Annotated in this window: 13 protein-coding genes; 6 read left to right on the top strand and 7 right to left on the bottom strand. The window is 53.5% G+C overall.

What is annotated here, in order from left to right; translation table 11 throughout:
• Positions 1-176 precede the first annotated feature (176 nt).
• From JK231_RS17405 to JK231_RS17420, 4 genes are all read left to right on the top strand, one after another.
• Positions 177-1,325: an iron-containing alcohol dehydrogenase gene (locus JK231_RS17405; RefSeq protein ID WP_211729128.1), complete on the top strand. Its 1,149-nt coding sequence runs from the start codon at positions 177-179 to the stop codon at positions 1,323-1,325.
• Positions 1,326-1,342: 17 nt separating this feature from the next.
• Positions 1,343-2,227: a dihydrodipicolinate synthase family protein gene (locus JK231_RS17410; RefSeq protein WP_034829589.1), complete on the top strand. Its 885-nt coding sequence runs from the start codon at positions 1,343-1,345 to the stop codon at positions 2,225-2,227.
• Positions 2,228-2,281: 54 nt separating this feature from the next.
• Positions 2,282-3,235, top strand: coding sequence for a phosphoglycerate dehydrogenase (locus JK231_RS17415; protein ID WP_211729129.1), 954 nt, complete (start codon positions 2,282-2,284; stop codon positions 3,233-3,235).
• 149 nt (positions 3,236-3,384) lie between these two features.
• On the top strand, positions 3,385-4,704 hold the full coding sequence (locus tag JK231_RS17420; protein ID WP_211729130.1) for an MFS transporter: 1,320 nt from the start codon (positions 3,385-3,387) through the stop codon (positions 4,702-4,704).
• A gap of 167 nt (positions 4,705-4,871) precedes the next feature.
• Here the strand turns inward: JK231_RS17420 and yacL are convergent, their stop codons facing one another.
• From yacL to JK231_RS17435, 3 genes are all read right to left on the bottom strand, one after another.
• Positions 4,872-5,234, bottom strand: coding sequence for a protein YacL (gene yacL, locus JK231_RS17425; RefSeq protein WP_097118360.1), 363 nt, complete (start codon positions 5,232-5,234; stop codon positions 4,872-4,874).
• Between the two features lie 174 nt (positions 5,235-5,408).
• Positions 5,409-8,006 carry a bifunctional aconitate hydratase 2/2-methylisocitrate dehydratase gene (gene acnB, locus JK231_RS17430; RefSeq protein WP_160833531.1) on the bottom strand — a complete coding sequence of 866 codons (2,598 nt, stop codon included), beginning with the start codon at positions 8,004-8,006 and terminating at the stop codon, positions 5,409-5,411.
• A gap of 237 nt (positions 8,007-8,243) precedes the next feature.
• Positions 8,244-9,239 carry an aldo/keto reductase gene (locus JK231_RS17435; protein WP_211729131.1) on the bottom strand — a complete coding sequence of 332 codons (996 nt, stop codon included), beginning with the start codon at positions 9,237-9,239 and terminating at the stop codon, positions 8,244-8,246.
• Positions 9,240-9,337: 98 nt separating this feature from the next.
• On the opposite strand from JK231_RS17435, the gene JK231_RS17440 reads away from it, so the two are divergent.
• On the top strand, positions 9,338-10,237 hold the full coding sequence (locus JK231_RS17440; protein ID WP_211729132.1) for a LysR family transcriptional regulator: 900 nt from the start codon (positions 9,338-9,340) through the stop codon (positions 10,235-10,237).
• Between the two features lie 571 nt (positions 10,238-10,808).
• Here the strand turns inward: JK231_RS17440 and lpdA are convergent.
• The 4 genes from lpdA to pdhR all read right to left on the bottom strand — a co-directional run bounded on the left by lpdA (position 10,809) and on the right by pdhR (position 17,872).
• Positions 10,809-12,233, bottom strand: a complete 1,425-nt coding sequence (gene lpdA, locus JK231_RS17450; protein ID WP_034829692.1) for a dihydrolipoyl dehydrogenase — start codon at positions 12,231-12,233, stop codon at positions 10,809-10,811.
• Positions 12,234-12,408: 175 nt separating this feature from the next.
• On the bottom strand, positions 12,409-14,298 hold the full coding sequence (aceF, locus tag JK231_RS17455) for a pyruvate dehydrogenase complex dihydrolipoyllysine-residue acetyltransferase (RefSeq protein ID WP_160833534.1): 1,890 nt from the start codon (positions 14,296-14,298) through the stop codon (positions 12,409-12,411).
• 14 nt (positions 14,299-14,312) lie between these two features.
• Positions 14,313-16,979, bottom strand: coding sequence for a pyruvate dehydrogenase (acetyl-transferring), homodimeric type (aceE, locus tag JK231_RS17460; RefSeq protein ID WP_097118354.1), 2,667 nt, complete (start codon positions 16,977-16,979; stop codon positions 14,313-14,315).
• Between the two features lie 128 nt (positions 16,980-17,107).
• Positions 17,108-17,872 carry a pyruvate dehydrogenase complex transcriptional repressor PdhR gene (gene pdhR, locus JK231_RS17465; protein WP_034829622.1) on the bottom strand — a complete coding sequence of 255 codons (765 nt, stop codon included), beginning with the start codon at positions 17,870-17,872 and terminating at the stop codon, positions 17,108-17,110.
• A 513-nt stretch (positions 17,873-18,385) separates the two neighbouring features.
• Here pdhR and aroP point away from each other — a divergent pair.
• Positions 18,386-19,741: an aromatic amino acid transporter AroP gene (gene aroP, locus JK231_RS17470; RefSeq protein WP_097118353.1), complete on the top strand. Its 1,356-nt coding sequence runs from the start codon at positions 18,386-18,388 to the stop codon at positions 19,739-19,741.
• Positions 19,742-19,828: the final 87 nt, after the last annotated feature.

Here is a 19,828-nt window from a genome sequence, read left to right on the forward strand (position 1 = left end):
CCGGCAGTTAGCCGTGTTGAGATTGATTATATTCAATCATGATTGATTATATGTGAGCAAGATCAAATTATTTGAAATCAATTTGTCCTATAAATTTAGGCACTGTAGTGACAGAACCCGCACTGAATGAGCAAAGTTAATCATTTAGTACGAAAAAACCGCGATAAGGGTATGAAATGAATATCAACAGCACCGTGATCAGTGGCTTCCAGGCGCTTAATGACCTCAGCTATTTACTGCAGAGTAAAGACAAAGCGCTTCTGGTCACCGACAAGAATATCGAAGGCATTCCAGCGGTTCAGTCGCTGATCGCGCAGCTGAAACAGCAGATCAGCAGTTTGAGCATCGTCAACAGCGTGCCGCCGGAGCCAAGCCAGCACGATGTCGCCGCCATTGTTGCCGCACTACCTTCTACCGACGTCGATCTGGTGATCGGCGTGGGCGGCGGCAGCGTGCTGGATGTCGCCAAACTGCTGTCGATTCTGTGCGTTGATGGCGCGCCAACATTGGATGCCCTGCTGGCCGGAGAGAAACCGCTGACCCGCACCACGTCACTGTTGATCCCGACCACCGCCGGTACCGGCTCCGAAGCCACGCCAAACGCAATCCTGGCGATCCCAGAGAAAGAGACCAAAGTCGGCATCATCACTCCGGTGATGCTGCCCGATTATGTCGCACTGGTGCCTGAACTGACCACCAGCATGCCGCCACATATCGCCTCTTCGACCGGTATTGATGCACTCTGTCATCTGATCGAGTGCTTTACCGCCACCGTGTCCAATCCGGTGAGTGATAACTATGCGCTGATCGGCATGAAAAAGCTGTTTGCCAGCCTGGAGACCACGATTGCCGAACCGGGCAATCTGGAAGCGCGCCTGAATATGTTGTGGGCTTCTTATTACGGTGGCGCATCGATTGCCCACGCCGGTACCCATCTGGTGCATGCGATGTCCTATCCGCTGGGCGGCAAATATCATCTGCCGCACGGCGTGGCGAACGCCATTCTGCTGGCACCGTGCATGCGCTTTGTGCGCCCCGCCGCCGTGAGCAAATTCGCGCAGGCCTACGATCTGCTGCCGGACGCCGATGCCTCACTGGATGAAGAAGCCAAATCGCATGCGCTGGTGGAGTACTTTGCCGCGCTGGTGAAACGTCTCAAACTGCCTGCCAGTCTGGAAGAACTGGGTATCGGCCCGGATCACCTGCCGTATCTGGTTGAAGCCGCGCTCGACGTGCAGCGACTGATGAAGAATGTACCGATGAAAGTGAACGCCGATGACGTACGAAACGTCTACCTGACACTCTTTCCGGCTTTGAATCACTAAGGATTAATGAGGGCATCATGAGTAAGAAAATTCAGGGCGTATTAACCGCCATCGTCACCACCTTTGACAGTGAAGGTGCGTTTAATCCCGCGGCTCAGCGCCTGCAGGTACAACGTCAGCTCAGCGCGGGTAACGGCATCTTCTGCGGCGGTACCAACGGTGAGTTCTTTGTGCTCAACGAGCAGGAGAAGTTAGCGGTTACCGAAACCTGCGTCGATGAAGTGAACGGCGCTGCCCCGGTTGTGGCGCACATCGGTGAGATCTCTACCCGTGAAACCATCCGCCTCGGCAAACAAGTCGCCAAACTGGGCGTGGATGCGGTTTCGGTGATAACTCCGTATTTCGTGCCGCTGAAGCAGGAAGAGTTGATTGCCCACTACCGCGCGGTGGCAGATGCGATTGAAGTCCCGCTGTATCTGTACAACATCCCTGCACGCACCGGCAACACCTTACAGCCGGAAACCGTGCGTGCGCTGGCTTCACATCCCAACATTATCGGCATCAAAGACAGTGCGGGCAGCTATGAGAGCCTGAGCGGTTTCCTGAAGGCCGCTGAAGGCGTGGAAAACTTCAACGTGCTGACCGGCCCAGACTCGCTGATCCACCGTGGCTTTGTTGAAGGTTGTACTGCCTGTATTTCGGGTCTCGCCAACGTGGCGCCGAAAGAGATCAACGCTATCTGGGCACGTTTCCATGCGGGCGATATTGAAGGCTCACGCCAGGCACAAGAGAACATCACGGGCCTGCGCACCGATCTCTACAGCGTTGGTTTCCCACCGGCCACCGTGAAGAAAGCTGTTTCACTGCTGGGTTCAGATGTGGGTAACAGCCGTTATGCGGTGAGCTTCTCTGCCGAAGAAGAGCAGAAGATCCGCCAGATCGTGAATCAGTACCTGCAGTAAAGACCGATTGGGCAGCGGTTGCTGCCCGTTCCAACACCAGGATTGGGAAACGCTATGAAAGTTATCTGTACTTCACCGTCTTTCGCCAAATACGACGCTGCGCCCATTGATGCGCTGGAACAGCAGGGTTTTGAGCTGATCACCCTGCCCGCCGATGCACCACTTAGCGCGCTGGAGCCGCATCTGGCCGAGACCGTGGCGATGATCGTTGCCTTTACCGATGTGAATGAAGCACTGCTGGCAAAAGCACCTCAGCTGAAGATCGTGTGTAAGCATGGCGTGGGCGTCGACAACATCAATCTGGATGCCACCCGCGCACGCGGCATTTACGTCACCAATGTGCCGGATGCCAATAAACATGCCGTGGCTGACTTCGCGTTCGCGTTGATTCTGAATAGCGCACGCCAGATTACCCAGGCTGCAATTGAAACCCGTGCCGGTAACTGGCCGCGCATCTTTGCCACCGATGTGTATGGCAAAACGCTGGGCATTATCGGCCTCGGGAATATCGGTAAACAGGTTGCGCTGCGTGCCAAAGGCTTCAACATGCGCGTGATTGCTTTCGACTTTTATCCGGATGAAAAATTTGCCGCCGAGCATGGCATCGAATTCGTCAGCCTCGATCAGCTGACCGAAAGCAGCGATTTCATCACCTTGCACAAGCCGCTCACCGATAAAACCCAGAATCTGTTCGATGCTGCGCGCATCAAGCGCATGAAGAAGAGTGCATTCCTGATCAATGCCTCACGCGGTGGCATCGTCAATGAGCAAGATCTGTATCAGGCACTGCTGGACAACGTCATCGCTGGCGCGGCCGCCGATGTGTTTGAGCAGGAACCGCTGACGGAACATCCGCTGTTCACCCTCAGCAACTTTATCCCGACTTCGCATATCGCGGGTTACACCGACGGTGCCATCAGTGCCATTGGTGAACGTTGCGTCGCGCAGATTGTGCAGTGCATCAAACAGGGCGAGCGCCCGACAAATGTTATGAACGGGCTGGATTAATTTTCTCAAAACCCTACTTAATCCAAATTTTAATCCCCAGTCATTGGTGCTGACGCCAGCGACAAGGTCATTTATCCCCTGAAAATGGGTCAATGATTGCAGTCAACGCCGCGACAGCGCGAAAGACACCGGGAAGGTGAAAAAATATTATGAACAACACCTCTCGCTCTACCCGCATTCGCTGGTGGATTGCTGGCCTGATGTGGCTGGCGATCGCCATTAACTATATTGACCGTACCGTACTCTCTGCGGCTGCCCCGCATTTGATCAAAGAGCTCGACATTAATCCCGAGATGATGGGCTTTATCATGGCAGCGTTCTTCTGGTCATACGCGCTGTTGCAGATCCCGGCAGGCTGGTTTGCCGATCGCTTCGGTCAGAAAAAAGGTCTCGGTATTGCGGTGGCCTGGTGGTCAATTGCTACCATGGCGATGGGCCTGGCAACCGGCTTTAAATCTCTACTGGCGCTGCGTTTAGCGCTGGGTGTCGGTGAGGCCGCTGCCTATCCGAGCAACGCCGGGATAACCGCGCGCTGGTTCCCGGATCGCGAACGTGCCACCGTTTCAGGCCTGTTCGACAGCGCCTCGAAGTTTGGTGGGGCCGTGGCCATGCCGTTGATCGTATTTATGATCGCCATGTTCGACTGGCGCATCACTTTCCTGGTGATTGGTTCACTCGGTGTGTTCTGGGTAATTGCGTGGTACTTCATCTATGCGGAAAACCCGGAAGATCACAAATCGATCAGTCAGGATGAAGTGCGCTTTATCCGTAATGGCCAGGCGCAGAAACACGGCGACAAAAGCGTACGTCCGATGAAGTGGTACAAACTGCTGCGCTACCGCAATATCTGGGCAATGTGCATTGGCTTTTTCACCATTAACTACACCTCATACTTCTTTATTACCTGGCTGCCGACTTATCTGGTGAAAGATAAAGGCATGGATTTCCTCAAGATGGGGATGGTGGCTGCGCTGCCGCTGATTTGCGGCATGGTGATTGAAGTGCTGGCCGGTTGGGCATCGGATCGCATGGTGCACAAAAAAGTGCTGTCACTGACCGCCACGCGCAAGCTGTTCCTGACTATTGGTCTGATGATGGCACTCTGTATTGGCTTCGCCCCGTTCACTGACTCGGTATTTATGACCGTGCTGTTGCTGTGTATCGCCAAATCGGGCACCACCGTTGCGGCTTCTCAGGTGTGGGCACTGCCTGGCGATGTGGCACCGCAGAACAGCGTGTCGATCGTGGCAGGCCTGCAAAACACCGTATCCAACATGGGCGGTGCGGTGGGGCCGATTATTACTGGTGCCATCGTCGGGGCGACAGGCCACTTCACCTGGGCGCTGGTGTTCTCTGCTGTATTAGTGGTTATCGGTATTCTTAACTACCTGTTCCTGATGGGCAAAGTCGAACCCATCGTGGATGAGGAGCAGGTGCATCATCCACATTCCGTGGTAAGCGGCGCATAAATGCCAAACCCGCCGCATCGTCCTGATGCGGCGTTTCCCCTACAAAATAAAAAACAATTGGAGGCGACATGTCGCTGAATTCAAGGGGATCATCTGCCGCCATTGAGTCAGGGAAAGCCAAAGTCTAAATAAAACTACGCCACGACAATGCAGGCGAAATTTTGCGGTTATCTGCCCGCAAGAAACTGCCGATACGCCGCGATCACTGCGAGGAAATCTTCCACGCCGCAAAATGACAGACTCTCTTCGTCGTAATACGTCATGCCCTCTTCCATGCCATCATCTTCCAGCGCCAGCTGGTTGGCTCGGATCATCACCTCTTCTTCATCCAGCCAGATGGTGTATTCATGCCCGACACGTTGCCACTGATTAATCGTTCCTTTGACTTCCCGCGCCGCCGCTTCCACTTCATCCAACAGGCCGGGATGCTCTCTGACCTCTTCATTGAACCAGTGCCCCACTGCTTCGTGGTCCATCGACATACGCACTTTGACCTGTCCGGTCAAATCACGCAGAAATTCATACTCCATGGGTTTGCCTCGTGTAGCTAATGGCGCGACGTGCAGCACCGGTTAGGTGCATTTTGTGCGTAGCGCGCTGAATAAAGTGGGATCGCGCTCGCATTATGCCTGGACATGCTCGAGGAAAAAAGCGCATAAAAAAAGGGACGATTCGCATCGTCCCCTCTTCATCCTTCGCGCCGATTAAACCGCGGTCTGGAAGATCACACCGTCAGCTTTTTCAGTGTACTGACCCAGCTGGTCAAAGTTGAGATAGCGGTAAGTATCTGCCGCCGTCTTATCAACCTGAACCATAAACTGCTGATACTCATCTGGCGTTGGCAGTTTACCCAGCAGGGATGCCACCGCAGCCAACTCAGCCGAAGCCAGGAACACGTTCGCGCCGGTACCGAGGCGGTTCGGGAAGTTACGGGTTGAGGTGGAAACCACCGTCGCACCGTCTTTCACACGCGCCTGGTTACCCATGCAGAGTGAGCAACCTGGGATTTCGATACGCGCACCGCTCTTACCGAAGACGCTGTAATAGCCCTCTTCCGTCAGCTGAGCGGCATCCATCTTAGTAGGCGGCGCCACCCACAGACGGGTTGGCAGTTGGCCTTTGTGCGCATCCAGCAGTTTACCCGCTGCACGGAAGTGACCGATGTTGGTCATACAAGAACCGATGAACACTTCATCGATCTTCTCGCCCTGCACATCAGACAACCAGCGCGCATCATCTGGATCGTTTGGCGCACACAGGATTGGCTCTTTGATTTCGGCCAGATCGATATCGATCACTGCCGCATATTCTGCATCCGCATCGCCTTCCAGCAGTTGCGGATCCGCCAGCCATTTCTGCATGCCTTCTACACGGCGCTCTAGCGTACGACGATCGCCGTAACCTTCAGAGATCATCCACTTCAGCAGCACGATGTTTGAGTTCAGATACTCAATGATCGGCTCTTTATCCAGCTTGATGGTACAGCCCGCTGCAGAACGCTCAGCTGACGCATCGGTCAGTTCAAATGCCTGCTCCACTTTCAGTTTCGGCAGACCTTCGATTTCCAGCACGCGGCCAGAGAAGATGTTTTTCTTCCCTTTCTTCTCAACAGTCAGCAGACCCGCTTTGATGGCGTACAGTGGGATGGCGTGAACCAGATCGCGCAGGGTAATGCCCGGCTGCATTTCGCCTTTGAAGCGCACCAGTACCGACTCAGGCATATCCAGTGGCATCACGCCGGTCGCAGCAGCAAATGCCACCAGACCAGAACCTGCCGGGAAGGAGATCCCGATTGGGAAACGGGTGTGTGAATCGCCGCCGGTACCCACGGTATCTGGCAGCAGCATACGGTTCAGCCAGCTGTGGATAACCCCGTCACCCGGACGCAGTGAGACACCGCCACGGTTCATAATGAAGTCAGGCAGGGTGTGGTGCGTGGTCACGTCAACCGGCTTAGGATAGGCTGCGGTATGACAGAACGACTGCATGACTAAATCGGATGAGAAGCCGAGGCACGCCAGGTCTTTCAGTTCATCACGGGTCATTGGACCGGTGGTGTCCTGAGAACCTACAGAGGTCATTTTAGGTTCACAGTAGGCACCCGGACGGATACCTTCAACGCCACAGGCACGGCCAACCATTTTCTGCGCCAGTGAATAACCACGGGTGCTCTCTGCAACGTCTTTGGCTTTCACAAACACATCGCTGTGCGGCAGACCCAGAGACTCACGTGCTTTAGTGGTCAGGCCACGACCAATGATCAGTGGAATACGGCCACCGGCACGCACTTCATCCAGCAGCACTTCGGTTTTCAGCTCGAAGGTCGCCAGCAGTTCGTCGGTTTCATGATTGCGCACTTCACCCTTGTACGGGTAAACGTCAATCACATCGCCCATGTTCAGACGGTCAACGTCCACTTCGATCGGCAGTGCGCCCGCATCTTCCATAGTGTTGAAGAAGATCGGTGCGATTTTACCGCCGAGGCACAGACCGCCGCCTTTTTTGTTTGGCACGTACGGAATGTCATCGCCCATGAACCACAACACCGAGTTGGTGGCAGATTTACGGGAAGAACCGGTACCCACCACGTCACCGACGTAGGTCAGCGGGAAGCCTTTTTTCTGCAATTCTTCGATCTGTTTGATCGGCCCAATGCTGCCGGCATCGTCGGGTTCGATACCATCACGTGGGTTTTTCAACATCGCCAGTGCGTGTAGTGGAATATCCGGGCGAGACCATGCATCCGGTGCCGGAGAGAGGTCATCGGTGTTGGTTTCGCCGGTCACTTTAAACACGGTGGTGGTGATTTTTTCAGCCAGCTTAGGACGCTTCAGGAACCACTCAGCATCGGCCCAGGACTGGATAATTTTCTTCGCGTGGGGGTTACCCGCTTTCGCTTTCTCTTCGACATCGTAGAAGTTATCGAACATCAGCAGCGTATGGGACAGGGCTTCAGCGGCAATCGGAGCCAGTGCTTCATCGTCAAGCGCTTCGATCAGGGCATGGATGTTGTAGCCACCCTGCATGGTGCCCAGCAGTTCAACTGCCTTTTCGCGAGTAACCAGAGGAGAGAGGGCTTCGCCCTTCGTGACAGCTGCCAGGAAACCAGCTTTTACATAAGCCGCTTCATCAACACCTGGGGGTACACGGTTGACCAATAGATCGGTCAGGAATTCTTCTTCACCCGCTGGCGGGTTTTTCAGCAGTTCAACCAGCGCGGCCATTTGGGAAGCATCTAACGGCTTAGGTACGATTCCCTGGGCAGCACGCTCGGCAACGTGCTTACGGTATTCTTCTAGCACGACGTTCTCCTCGCTCTCATTGTATAGCTTTCCGGTACACCCCTTGAGCTGTCAAACAGTAGGGTGAGGTGCCCGGTTCCGCGTCGGCCAGCATAGCAGCATTTCGGCTGATTGTTAATCTGTTTACAAAAAAGCAACATCCGCGCGTTATTTAGCAGATTTATCTGAATTTTGAGCGGGGTCACACAAAAAAGCAGGCCACCTGAGCCTGCCATTTTGTGATTGAAGGGCTAAAAATTAGCGATCGACCAGGGTGAATTCGCTTTCGTTGTAGCGCTCACCCTGAATATTTTGTGGATTGAATAGCGTATCCAGGGCCTTAATATCGGCTGAATGAAGTGTGAGAGCGGCCGCAGCACAGTTCTGTTCCAGATTGGCGATTTTGCTGGCACCAGGAATCGGCACGATATGCTCACCTTTCGCCAGCACCCACGCCAGCGCCAGTTGTGCTGCTGTCGCATCATAACCTGCAGCCATCTCTGAAAGCTGATTCACTAACTTCTGGTTATGCGCCTGTGCGTCCTGTTGGAAACGCGGCAGATAGCGACGAAAATCATCTTCCGCCAGCGTGGTCGCCGCCGGGAAGTTACCGGTGAGGAAGCCGCGGCCTAACGGACTGTAAGGGACAAATCCGATATTCAGCTCACGGCAGGTGGCGAGAATTTCTTGCTCCGGATCGCGCGTCCACAGAGAGTATTCGCTCTGCAGGGCCGAAATCGGATGCACCGCCTGCGCGCGGCGTAACGTGGCGGATGAGACTTCGGATAAACCGAGATACTTCACCTTCCCTTCACGCACCAGATCCGCCATCACGCCTACCACCTCCTCAATCGGCACAGCTGGATCAAGACGATGCTGATACAGCAATTCAATGGCTTCGACACCCAGGCGCTGAAGTGAGCCTTCCACGGCGCGGCGGATATGCCCCGGTTCGCTATTGGCACCGGTTATGCGCTCCCAGCCCTCCCCATGATCGGTAATGCGGAAACCAAACTTGGTCGCCACTTTGATATCGCTACGGCCTTTGATCGCTTTCGCCAGCAGCGCTTCATTGGTGAAAGGGCCATACACTTCAGCGGTATCGAGGAAATTGACGCCGAGTTCAAATGCACGCGCCAGCGTATTCAACGCTTGCTTTTCATCATTCTGACCATAGGCAAAGTTCATGCCCATGCAGCCCAATCCTAACGCTGAAACCTGTAATCCCTGACTGCCTAATTGACGCTGTTGCATTGATTTATCCTCTTCGCTTACGGTGTTAATGTTATAAACCTCAGCAATCGCAGCAACAATTGCGCGATTTTCGTTGATTTAGTGAGTGGAATTCAGCAATGAACAACTACCGTGCATCAATGCAGGAACTGGAGATGTTTGCCGCTATCGCGCAGCATCTGAGTTTTCGCAAAGCCGCTGAGGAGCGAAATGTCACGCCCTCGAGCCTGAGCCACGCCATGCGCAACTTTGAGGAGCGGTTGGGAGTGCGTCTGCTGCACCGCACCACGCGGAAAGTGGCGCTGACCGAAGCCGGCGAGCGATTCTTGCTGCGTATCCAGCCTGCGCTGGCCGATCTTTCACAGGCGGTGGATGAACTGAATGACTGGCGTCGCGATCCTCGTGGCGTGTTGCGCATCAGCATGCCGCGTTCGGCGGAGGCGCTGTTTTTCCAATCCGTCATATTACCGTTCGTGCAACGCTTCCCGGAGATTACGCTGGAGATCGACAGCAATGACGCGTTGGTAGATATCGTTGAGAGTGGTTTTGATGCAGGCGTACGCTATGGCGATGTGCTGGCGCAGGATATGATCGCAGTGCCCTTTGGCAAGCCGATGCGCGCACTGGCGGTGGCCAGCCCGGCTTTTCTTGCTCAACATGGCGTTCCGCAGTTCCCGGCGGAGTTATTGCAGTTTCCCTGTATTGAGCGGCGCTTTCCGAGCGGACGTCGCTATCGTTGGGAATTTTGGCAAGACGGGCGCAAGCAGGAAGTGGCGGTAAAAGGCTCACTGGTGCTGGACAATAATGAGCGCATTCTGCAAGCGGCATGTGCCGGATTAGGTATCGCCTTTTTACATCAGGACGCGGTCAACGCTGCTTTGGCGGAGAGAGAATTAGTTGAAATACTTACTGAGTATACGCAGATTGAAGAAGGATTCTGGCTTTATTACCCCAGCAGGAAATACCTTTCCGCACCGCTAAGGCATTTTATTGATTGGATTAAAGATATCAATAATTAATCACATGAACACTTAACATCTTTAATTAAAGACTAACGATAAAACTGGGAAATTTAATTAAAATTAAAGATAAATTAGACGTGAAATAAGAAACAAAACGCGTAGACTGCCTGCGGGCGCTTGAGGCAATCTGCCTCAAGCATTATCAATTGAGGTGGGTTGTGGAAGGAGAAACTCATGCGGTCAATTTTCATCAACCGCACGAGCAGGCAACTACCCGAAACACCTAAGCAATGTTAGGGTAGTTGCTTGCTCGTGCTAATGCAAGGAGTAAGTGATTATGAAGTTATCATTCAGCAAGCTGATTATCGGCGGGCTCATGCTATTAGTATTGTGCCTGGTGAATCGCAATACACTCTGTGAATTACGATTCAAGGTATTCACTGCTGAATTATCTGCGGTAATGGCTTACGAAGTCAGGCAGTAACACTTCAATAGCAGGGGTTCGCCCCTGCTATTTCCGGCAGGGCTTATGCGTTAGCTCCAGCGCCTTATTTATCGATTCAATTTAATAGAACCCGTAATAAAAAACGGCTCCATTAAGGAGCCGTTTCTTTATTTAGCAAAAAAATTATTTCTTTTTCGCTTTCGCGTTTGGCAGGTCCGTGATACTACCTTCAAACACTTCTGCCGCCAGACCAACTGACTCATGCAAGGTTGGGTGCGCGTGAATGGTCAGTGCGATGTCTTCTGCATCACAGCCCATTTCGATCGCCAGACCGATTTCACCCAGCAGCTCGCCGCCGTTGGTGCCGACAATCGCGCCACCGATCACACGGTGAGTTTCTTTGTCGAAGATCAGTTTGGTCATACCGTCTGCACAATCAGAAGCGATTGCACGGCCAGAAGCAGCCCACGGGAAGGTGGAGACTTCGTAGCTGATGCCTTTCTCTTTAGCTTCTTTCTCGGTCAGACCTACCCAAGCAACTTCTGGCTCGGTATAGGCGATAGAAGGGATCACTTTCGGGTCGAAGTAGTGCTTCAGACCAGAAATCACTTCTGCCGCGACGTGGCCTTCATGCACGCCTTTGTGCGCCAGCATTGGCTGACCGACGATGTCGCCGATAGCAAAGATGTGTGGCACGTTGGTACGCAGCTGTTTGTCGACGCGGATGAAACCACGATCGTCCACTTCCACGCCCGCTTTACCCGCATCCAGGCCTTTACCGTTTGGCACACGGCCAATCGCCACCAGCACTGCGTCATAACGCTGCGCTTCAGCCGGGGCTTTTTTGCCTTCCATTGACACGTAGATACCATCGTCTTTCGCTTCAACAGCGGTCACTTTGGTTTCCAGCATCAGGTTGAATTTTTTGCTGATACGTTTGGTGAAGACCTTCACCACGTCTTTATCGGCAGCAGGGATAACCTGGTCGAACATCTCAACCACGTCGATCTCTGAACCCAGCGCGTTATACACGGTGGCCATTTCCAGACCGATGATGCCGCCGCCCATAACCAGCAGACGCTTAGGCACTTCTTTCAGTTCCAGCGCATCTGTTGAATCCCACACGCGTGGATCGTTGTGTGGGATGAATGGCAGCTCAATCGGGCGCGAGCCTGCAGCGATAATCGCGTTGTCGAAGTTGATGGTGGTTGCGCCACCCTCACCTTCCACCACCAGGGTGTTAGCACCGGTGAATTTACCCAGACCGGTTACCACTTTCACTTTACGGCCTTTCGCCATGCCGGCCAGACCGCCAGTCAGTTGGGTGATAACTTTTTCTTTCCAGGTACGGATCTTGTTGATGTCAGTTTGCGGCTGGCCAAACACGATACCGTGCTCTTCCAGTGCTTTGGCTTCTTCGATCACTTTCGCAACATGAAGCAGCGCTTTTGACGGGATACAGCCTACGTTCAGACAAACACCACCGAGGGTGCTGTAACGCTCAACGATTACGGTTTCCAGACCTAAATCAGCGCAACGGAAGGCTGCAGAGTAACCTGCAGGACCTGCCCCAAGTACCACGACTTGAGTTTTAATCTCTGTACTCATCATGACCTCTTATTAGATTGCCGGCGGCCAGACGTAGAGCCTATCCCAGGCTCTGCATGCCCTAAATCCACCGGGACATTTCACCGCAAGAGTTTACAGAATTGTTAATAAACTGCCAACCGCGGCAACTCCGAATGCTTACAACAAGGCCGGCATTTGCCGGCCTTGATTAACTTCACATCACCAGACGGCGAATGTCGGACAGTGTGTTGTTGATGATGGTGATAAAGCGCGCACCATCAGCACCGTCGATCACGCGGTGGTCGAAGGAGAGAGAGATTGGCATCATCAGACGCGGTTCAAACTCTTTACCGTTCCACACCGGTTCCATCGCAGACTTAGACACACCGAGGATCGCCACTTCTGGCGCATTCACGATAGGTGCGAAGTGCGTGGTGCCCAGGCCACCAAGGCTGGAGATGGTGAAACAACCGCCCTGCATATCGCCAGCGGTCAGCTTGCCATCACGCGCTTTCTTAGAAATCGCCATCAGCTCACGCGACAGTTCAGTGATGCCTTTCTTGTTCACATCTTTGAACACTGGAACCACCAGACCGTTTGGCGTATCAACCGCCACACCGATGTTGATGTATTTCTTCAGCGTCAGGCGTTGTGCATCTTCAGACAGTGAACTGTTGAAACGCGGCATCTGCTCCAGCGCAGCGGCAACGGCTTTCATAATGAACACCACAGGCGTGAACTTCACATCCAGCTTACGTTTTTCCGCTTCGGCGTTCTGCTGTTTACGGAACGCTTCCAGATCGGTGATATCAGTCTTGTCAAAGTGCGTAACGTGCGGGATAACCACCCAGTTACGGCTCAGGTTCGCACCCGAGATCTTCTGGATACGACCCAGTTCCACTTCTTCCACTTCACCGAACTTGCTGAAGTCCACTTTCGGCCAAGGCAGCAGACCCGGCAGGCTTCCGCCGCTCGCTGCAGCAGCCGGCGCTGCTTCCGCACGTTTCACCGCATCTTTCACGTAAGACTGTACGTCTTCTTTCAGGATGCGACCTTTACGGCCGGTGCCTTTGACTTTCGCCAGATTGACACCGAACTCGCGCGCCAGGCGACGAATCACCGGGGTAGCGTGGACGTAAGCGTCGTTTTCAGCAAACTCACCTTTCGCGTCAGCTTTCGCCGCAGGTGCTGCAGCAGGTTTCGCTGCCGCTGGAGCCGGAGCCGCTTCCTGTTTCGCCGCAGGAGCCGCAGCAGCAGGCGCAGCGCCTTCTACTTCGAACACCATGATCAGTGAACCGGTGCTGACTTTATCGCCGGTAGAGACTTTCAGCTCTTTCACCGTACCGGCGAATGGCGCAGGCACTTCCATTGACGCTTTGTCGCCTTCAACCACGATCAGTGACTGCTCAGCGGTGACTTTGTCACCCACTTTCACCAGCACTTCCGTGACTTCAACTTCATCGCCGCCGATGTCAGGCACGTTGACGTCTTTCGCGCCACCTGCAGCAGCAGGGGCTGCAGCCGGAGCCGCTTCCTGCTTCGCCGCTGGGGCCGCAGCCGGTGCAGCACCTTCTGCTTCGAAGATCATGATCAGCGAGCCAGTATTCACTTTATCGCCAGTCGCAATTTTGATCTCTTTCACCACGCCCGCGAACGGTGCTGGCACTTCCATTGAAGCTTTGTCGCCTTCAACAGTAAGCAGAGATTGTTCAGCTTCAACTTTATCGCCCACTTTCACCAGAATCTCAGTGACTTCAACTTCATCACCGCCGATGTCTGGCACGTTGACCTCTTTGCTGACGGCCGCAGCCGCCGGAGCAGGAGCCGCTTCCGCTTTTTTCTCTTCTGCCGCTGGTGCAGCAGCCGCTGCGCCTTCGGCTTCAAAGATCATGATCAGCGAACCGGTATTCACTTTGTCACCGGTAGAGATTTTAATCTCTTTCACTACGCCAGCCTGTGGCGAAGGCACTTCCATCGAGGCTTTATCGCCTTCCACGGTGATCAGCGACTGTTCAGCTTCAACTTTGTCGCCCACCTTCACCAGGATTTCGGTCACTTCAACTTCGTCTGACCCGATATCCGGTACGTTAATTTCGATAGCCATTACTCTCTTACCTCTTAAGCCAGACGCGGGTTAACTTTATCGGCATCGATGCTGAATTTGGTGATCGCTTCTGCCACCACTTTCTTATCGATTTCGCCGCGTTTAGCCAGCTCACCCAGCGCTGCAACCACAACATACGATGCATCCACTTCGAAGTGGTGACGCAGGTTTTCGCGGCTGTCTGAACGACCAAAGCCATCGGTACCCAGTACGCGATAATCGCTTGAAGGAACGTAGCTGCGAACCTGTTCTGCGAACAGCTTCATGTAGTCCGTTGAGGCAACAGCTGGCGCTTCGTTCATCACCTGAGCGATGTACGGTACGCGTGGGGCTTCGGTTGGGTGCAGCATATTCCAGCGCTCACAATCCTGGCCATCACGAGCCAGTTCGGTGAACGAGGTGACGCTGTAGACATCAGAACCGATGCCATAGTCTTTCGCCAGGATCTGTGCCGCTTCACGCACGTGACGCAGGATAGAACCTGAACCCAGCAGCTGTACTTTGCCTTTGCTACCGTCTAAGGTTTCCAGCTTGTAGATACCTTTACGGATACCCTCTTCCGCACCCTGCGGCATCGCAGGCATGTGGTAGTTTTCGTTCAGCGTGGTGATGTAGTAGTAGATGTTTTCCTGCGCTTCGCCGTACATACGTACCAGGCCATCTTGCATGATGACCGCCACTTCGTACGCGTAAGACGGATCGTAAGAGATACAGTTCGGGATAGTCAGCGACTGAATGTGGCTGTGACCATCTTCATGCTGCAGACCTTCACCGTTCAGCGTCGTACGACCTGAGGTACCGCCGACCAGGAAGCCGCGCGCCTGTTGGTCGCCCGCCAGCCACATCAGATCGCCGATACGCTGGAAACCGAACATCGAGTAATAGATGTAGAACGGAATCATCGGCAGGTTGTTGGTGCTGTAAGAGGTCGCCGCCGCCAGCCAGGATGAACCTGCGCCCAGCTCGTTGATCCCTTCCTGCAGAATCTGGCCTTTCTCGTCTTCTTTATAGTAAGCAACCTGCTCACGGTCCTGCGGGGTGTACTGCTGGCCGTTCGGGCTGTAAATACCGATCTGACGGAACAGACCTTCCATACCGAAGGTACGCGCTTCATCCGCAAGGATTGGCACCAGACGATCTTTGATCGACTTGTTCTTCAGCATCACGTTAAGGGCACGTACAAACGCGATGGTGGTCGAGATCTCTTTGTTCTGCTCTTCCAGCAACGGTTTGAACTCTTCCAGCGTTGGCATTTCCAGCTTCTCGCTGAACTCTGCCTGACGGGTTGGCAGGTAGCCACCCAGCTTCTCACGCTGACCGTGCAGATAGTTGTACTCGTCAGAACCTTTCTCGAAGGTCACGTACGGCAGGTTTTCGATCTGATCGTCTGCTACCGGCACGTTGAAGCGATCACGGATATAGCGAACGCCATCCATGTTCATCTTCTTCACCTGGTGCGCGATGTTTTTACCTTCCGCCGTGTCACCCATACCATAACCTTTGATGGTATGTGCCAGGATCAGGGTCGGCTGACCTTTGGTGTCCTGCGCTTTTTTCAGTGCCGCGTAGATTTTCTTCGGATCGTGACCACCACGGTTCAGGGCGAAGATCTCTTCGTCTGACCAGTCTTTCACCAGTGCAGCGGTCTCCGGGTATTTACCGAAGAAGTGCTCACGCACGTAGGCGCCATCACGGGATTTGAAGGTCTGGTAGTCACCATCAACGGTTTCGTTCATCAGCTGGATCAGTTTGCCGCTGGTGTCCTGCTTCAGCAGTTCATCCCAACGTGCGCCCCAGATCACTTTAATCACGTTCCAGCCAGCACCGGCAAAGATGCCTTCCAGCTCGTTGATGATTTTGCCATTACCGGTAACCGGGCCATCGAGGCGCTGCAGGTTACAGTTAATGATGAACACCAGGTTGTCCAGCTTCTCACGGGTGGCGATGGTGATTGCACCTTTAGATTCTGGCTCATCCATCTCGCCATCACCGAGGAAGGCGTAAACGGTCTGGTTAGACGTGTCTTTCAGGCCACGGTGTTCCAGATATTTCAGGAACTTCGCCTGATAGATCGCGTTCAATGGACCGAGGCCCATAGAAACGGTTGGGAACTGCCAGAAATCAGGCATCAGTTTCGGGTGCGGGTAAGAAGACAGACCTTTACCGTGCACTTCCTGACGGAAGTTATTCATCTGTTCTTCAGTCAGACGGCCTTCAAGGAAAGCACGTGAGTATATGCCTGGAGAAATATGGCCCTGGAAGTAAACCAGATCGCCGCCGTCTTTATCACTGCGCGCACGGAAGAAGTGGTTGAAGCACACTTCATAAATGGTGGCAGAAGACTGGAAAGATGAGAGGTGACCACCCAGCTCCAGATCTTTCTTCGATGCACGCAGGACCGACATAATGGCGTTCCAGCGAATTGCGGAACGGATACGACGTTCAAGAGAGGTGTTGCCCGGATAGTCCGGTTCATCTTCAACAGCAATAGAGTTGATGTAGTTACTGATAGCCGACGCACCGCCAGCCACTTTCACGCCACCTTTGCGTGCTGCGTTCAATACCTGATCAAGCAGATACTGCGCGCGCTCAACACCTTCTTCACGGATGACCGATTCGATCGCCTGTAGCCAGTCACGAGTTTCGATCGGATCCACGTCATTCTGTAAACGTTCTGACATGGGGTGTGTTCCTTATCTGTGTCTAATACGTTGAATTATCAGGAGCCTGTCTGCTTGTGCTTTGCTTCTGGTTCACAGCACAAGTAAGACAGGCCCGTCGTTTATGTCCGCACGTTCGTTGCCGTGCGTTATTCCTTACGTTGCTGTAAACGACGCAGGGAGCGTTCACGACGGCTCTGCTCCCGACTTCTATCCAGCAAGATTTCCTCAATAAACGCCAGGTGACGATGGGATGCCTCGCGTGCTTGTTCTGGCTCACGAGCCACAATCGCCTCAAAAATACTGGCGCGGTGACCGCTCACTTTCGCCAGCATTTCCCGGCGAGCGTAAAGCAATTCGAAATTCTGACGGACGTTTTGTTCCAGCATAGGGCCCATGGAACGCAGCAAATGTAAAAGCACCACATTATGGGCGGCTTCTGTGACAGCGATCTGATACTTCATCACTGCATCTGCTTCAGCATCCAGATCGCCGCTGTCCTGCGCCTGTTGGATGTGAACATGGCAGTCGCGAATACGCTGCAAGTCTTCATCCGTGCCACGTAGCGCCGCATAATAGGCAGCAACACCTTCCAGCGCGTGACGGGTTTCCAGCAGGTCAAACTGGGATTCTGGATGTTCGGCAAGCAGGCTGACTAAGGGATCGCTCATGCTTTGCCAGAGATTTGTTTGCACGAAGGTACCACCGCCCTGACGGCGTAGCAGCAGGCCTTTGGCTTCCAGGCTCTGAATCGCTTCGCGCAGGGATGGACGTGAGACATCAAACTGTTTCGCCAGTTCGCGCTCGGGGAGAAGCTTTTCACCTGGCTGGAGCGTCCCTTCCATAATGAGAGACTCCAACTGTTGCTCGATCGCATCGGAGAGCTTGGGTTGGCGAATTTTACTGTAAGCCATCTTCCCTTCTTATTGTGAAAACGTCCGGAGTAAATTGGTAATACCAATTGAAAAATGGTGCCCGTAAAGTAACAAAGTATTCACCTTGTGTCTATATGGCAGGCATCACACTTCCGGGGTATATCGCTGTTACAGCGCGCTAACTTACCGTGATAAAGGCATATATTTGCTCCGTAAGTGAATTGTTAACAGATTTCACTTTTACCAAACCTTACACTGAGTTAGCCCTAAGCCTTACAGGCAACCATAAGGGAAAGCTATTCGTGTTTATTGATTTTTCATGTCAGAAATAGCGCGAGCGACACCCAGTGGATAGTGCTGCTTTTTCAGCCATCTCTCAGCACAAAAAGCAAAAGCAGGTGCAAAGCGGCGCGTTTATCACTATTCTGGTCGCCATGGTAGTTTCAGCATGCACACAGCACGCCAAATACCGTAAAGAAAAGAATACATTGCGTAAAACAGCCTTACAGTGCGCGCACTGCAGGTGCACAATAACAACATCACGAGGTTTGTATGGAACAACAGCATGGCGAATCGCTGCACCGCGGCCTGAAAAATCGCCATATTCAGCTGATTGCGCTGGGCGGTGCCGTGGGTACTGGCCTGTTTCTGGGTAGCGCATCAGTAATTAAATCGGCCGGTCCGGCCGTGATTCTCGGTTATGCGATTGCAGGATTTATTGCCTTTCTGATTATGCGCCAGTTAGGTGAAATGGTCGTGGAAGAGCCGGTTGCCGGCAGCTTCAGCCACTTCGCCTATAAGTACTGGGGCAACTTTGCCGGTTTCGCCTCTGGCTGGAACTACTGGGTGCTGTATGTCTTGGTTGCCATGGCTGAACTGAGTGCCGTCGGTAAATACATCCAATTCTGGTATCCCGAATTCCCGACCTGGGCCAGTGCGGCGATCTTCTTCGTCGTCATCAACGCCATTAACCTGACCAACGTAAAAGTGTTTGGGGAAATGGAATTCTGGTTCGCGATCATCAAAGTCGTCGCGGTTATCGGCATGATCCTGTTCGGCGGCTGGCTGCTGTTCAGCGGCAACGCCGGTCCGCAGGCCAGCGTCACTAACCTGTGGAGCCAGGGTGGATTCCTGCCACACGGTATGACCGGCCTGGTGATGATGATGGCGATCATTATGTTCTCGTTTGGTGGTCTTGAGCTGGTGGGTATCACGGCGGCTGAGGCTGACAATCCGCAAGAGAGCATCCCGAAAGCCACTAACCAGGTACTGTGGCGTATCCTGATTTTCTATATTGGTTCACTGGCAGTGTTACTGTCATTGCTGCCATGGACGCGCGTCACCGAAGAGACCAGCCCGTTTGTGTTGATCTTCCACGAATTGGGTGATGCCTTTGTCGCCAACGCGTTGAATGTGGTGATCCTGACGGCGGCGCTGTCGGTCTACAACAGCTGCGTGTATTGCAACAGCCGTATGCTGTTCGGCTTAGCGCAGCAGGGTAATGCACCTAAAGCGCTGCTCAATGTTGATAAACGCGGCGTGCCAGTGGCAACCATTTTGGTCTCTGCAGTAGCCACAGCGCTGTGCGTCCTGATCAACTACCTGATGCCGGGCGAAGCCTTTGGCCTGCTGATGTCACTGGTGGTCTCTGCGCTGGTGATCAACTGGGCGATGATCAGCCTCGCGCACATGAAATTCCGTAAGAAGAAAGACCAGCAGGGTGTGACCACGCGCTTTAAAGCCGTGCTCTATCCGTTTGGTAACTGGCTCTGCCTTGCGTTCATGGCGGCCGTACTGGTCATCATGGCGATGACGCCGGGTATGGCGATTTCTGTGTGGCTGATTCCTGTCTGGATCATTATCCTGGCAGTGGGTTACACCATCAAAAATAAAGTGCAAGAAGCCTAATGTATGCTCTTGCCCGGCGCGTCAGCGCCGGGCAACATTCCTGATCTGCCTCACACTTTTCTGCGCCCACCTGTTTTGTCCATCTAC

The sequence above is a fragment of the Pantoea sp. JGM49 genome (assembly GCF_018257655.1).
GTDB lineage: Bacteria > Pseudomonadota > Gammaproteobacteria > Enterobacterales > Enterobacteriaceae > Pantoea > Pantoea communis.

Bases quoted from the DNA above. Each gene is read 5' to 3' on its own strand.
- aroP (WP_097118353.1), top strand. From the start codon at position 18,386: ATGGAACAACAGCATGGCGAATCGCTGCACCGCGGCCTGAAAAATCGC.
- JK231_RS17410 (WP_034829589.1), top strand. From the start codon at position 1,343: ATGAGTAAGAAAATTCAGGGCGTATTAACCGCCATCGTCACCACCTTT.
- pdhR (WP_034829622.1), bottom strand. From the start codon at position 17,872: ATGGCTTACAGTAAAATTCGCCAACCCAAGCTCTCCGATGCGATCGAG.
- JK231_RS17415 (WP_211729129.1), top strand. From the start codon at position 2,282: ATGAAAGTTATCTGTACTTCACCGTCTTTCGCCAAATACGACGCTGCG.
- aceE (WP_097118354.1), bottom strand. From the start codon at position 16,979: ATGTCAGAACGTTTACAGAATGACGTGGATCCGATCGAAACTCGTGAC.
- JK231_RS17435 (WP_211729131.1), bottom strand. From the start codon at position 9,239: ATGCAACAGCGTCAATTAGGCAGTCAGGGATTACAGGTTTCAGCGTTA.
- JK231_RS17440 (WP_211729132.1), top strand. From the start codon at position 9,338: ATGAACAACTACCGTGCATCAATGCAGGAACTGGAGATGTTTGCCGCT.
- lpdA (WP_034829692.1), bottom strand. From the start codon at position 12,233: ATGAGTACAGAGATTAAAACTCAAGTCGTGGTACTTGGGGCAGGTCCT.
- JK231_RS17420 (WP_211729130.1), top strand. From the start codon at position 3,385: ATGAACAACACCTCTCGCTCTACCCGCATTCGCTGGTGGATTGCTGGC.
- JK231_RS17405 (WP_211729128.1), top strand. From the start codon at position 177: ATGAATATCAACAGCACCGTGATCAGTGGCTTCCAGGCGCTTAATGAC.
- aceF (WP_160833534.1), bottom strand. From the start codon at position 14,298: ATGGCTATCGAAATTAACGTACCGGATATCGGGTCAGACGAAGTTGAA.
- yacL (WP_097118360.1), bottom strand. From the start codon at position 5,234: ATGGAGTATGAATTTCTGCGTGATTTGACCGGACAGGTCAAAGTGCGT.